This is a genomic window from Vibrio sp. MMH1-50 (assembly GCF_022347645.1).
In the GTDB taxonomy this organism is placed as follows: domain Bacteria; phylum Pseudomonadota; class Gammaproteobacteria; order Enterobacterales; family Vibrionaceae; genus Vibrio; species Vibrio harveyi.
The window spans coordinates 1-1,927 of the sequence record NZ_JAKRGG010000087.1 but is presented as its reverse complement, the minus strand read 5'-3'; the positions used below and the strand labels follow the sequence as shown (position 1 = coordinate 1,927).

2 protein-coding genes are annotated in these 1,927 nt (G+C 41.6%); both read left to right on the top strand.

Annotated elements, in window-relative coordinates:
* Nucleotides 1–437: 437 nt before the first annotated feature.
* Complete coding sequence (locus MHO32_RS25625) at nucleotides 438–974, top strand: hypothetical protein (RefSeq protein WP_239215024.1); 537 nt, start codon at nucleotides 438–440, stop codon at nucleotides 972–974.
* Between the two features lie 154 nt (nucleotides 975–1,128).
* Nucleotides 1,129–1,710: a DJ-1/PfpI family protein gene (locus MHO32_RS25615; protein WP_077262311.1), complete on the top strand. Its 582-nt coding sequence runs from the start codon at nucleotides 1,129–1,131 to the stop codon at nucleotides 1,708–1,710.
* Nucleotides 1,711–1,927 lie beyond the last annotated feature (217 nt).

The window sequence follows — 1,927 nt, the reverse complement described above, 5'->3', positions numbered from 1 at the left end:
GGTCAGTGCATTTTTCTTCTAGCCAACTCTCGTCTCTTAATCGAGTTTAAGTTTTGTAGCTGCCCGTCTCACTTCAGTGTTCAAAGCCTTTCATATCATGCCACTTTTCAATATCTTGGAGCGCATAAATAGAAGTAGCGCATGTACTAACAAGTTGCTTAAGAGTGATTCGTAACGCGTGGCATTTTTACTGTGCGGTGGCTTAGGGTGATTAAGGCGCTGTGCGGTAGCTTTTGTATTGCGTTACTCACACCTTAGCAAGGCGTTAGGCTTCACCAAGCCAGTTGCTGTACAAGATTTATTCGTAAAGCATTAAAAATAAAAGAAATTAGTGCGAATGTCATTATCTTCATCGTAGAATCTGCCCTTCACATATTTGTGAGGATTGCCCTGTATATTTGGGCTTAATAACTGGGTGTATTAACTAGGATGAACTTTTGAAAAAGTATAGAGTTTGGCATTTTATTATCGACTCGGTCGGTGTTTTTAGTTTAGGTCTTGGTGCTAGCTACTTATGGTTGAGTAGTAAACTTGAACTGTCTGAAAAAGTGTTGGATATCTGGTCTGGTCTAGCTACAGAATTGATGGGCGCTTGGGTGGTGGCGAGAGTTGTAGAGCTCGCAATCCGAAAGGATGGGGAATACGATAAAGTTCGTATCAGAGTTGCTAGAAACCTTAGGTTTTATCTAAATCTAGCAACACGGTGTATTGAGTATCGATATAGAACTGACTTTGACCAAATTCAGCGTGAGCGTGACTGGTCTAAAAGGTTTTATGCTCAGCATCATAAATGTTTCTCTAAAGACGAAATTGCCGATCTTGATAATGCTTATAGTGAATTAGATGAATTTATTGAGTCACTCTTTGTTGAGGGTGTTACACATGAAGAACTATACAGTAAACTTGCAAAATATAGCGAACTGGCTCACATAGCAGAAGAGAACATTTTCGAAGAAACAACGGAAATTCCATAAGAAAAGCCTAACAATCTGTTTAAGAGTGATTCGCAACGCATGGCATTTTTGCTATGCGTTGCGTTTTGTGTTTAAGGTGAAATGCGGGAGCTCCGGTATTGCGTTGCTCACACCTTAACAGGGCGTTATGTGTTCCGAACGGAGAGAGGAAATAATGACAAAGAGAACACTGGTTTTACTCTATCCGGGGGCTATTTCCTATGAAGTAATGTACGCGATAGAGTGTTTAGGAGCGTATGGGAAAGTTGATATCACCACCCCAGAGAACCACAATCATACCGATTCCTCAGGTCTAAGAATTTGCCCCACTGTTAACTTTGAAGATATACGTATTACTGACTATCAAGCACTTTTGATACCTGGAGGAAATCCCGATTCAATAATGGGAAGCGACCAAATTGCTAGCTTCATCCAGAAAGCTCATGAATCATCATTAGTTATTGGTGGCATATGTGCAGGAGTATTAGTCTTAGCAAGAGCTGGCATTCTAAAAGGCGTCAAAATTACCCATAATTATACGGAAAAATATGCCCCAGAATCTTCGGTACAGCTCACTCGACCATATTGGGAGGGGGCTATCTATGAAGAGTCATTGGTTCAAGTCGACAAGCGCATAGTGACAGCGATGCCCAATGGGTACATTGATTTCGGGCTCGCGGTGGCTGAAGCACTAGAGTTGCTAGATAGTAAGCAAAAACAGTTTATTCTGAGCTACCACAAGCAAGGTGCTCATTAAACACATAACAAATTGTTCAAGAGTGATTCGGCACGCGTGGCATTTTTACTATGCGTCGGTTTTAGTGGTTAAGGTGTTATGCGGCGGCTTCGGTATTGCGTGCCTCACACCTTAACAAGGCGTTATGTGCTTAGAGGAAAATCGGTAGTGATAAGAGAAATGCATATCTCAGATTACTCGCAAGTAATCGGCTTGTGGTCAACAACAGAAGCGATGT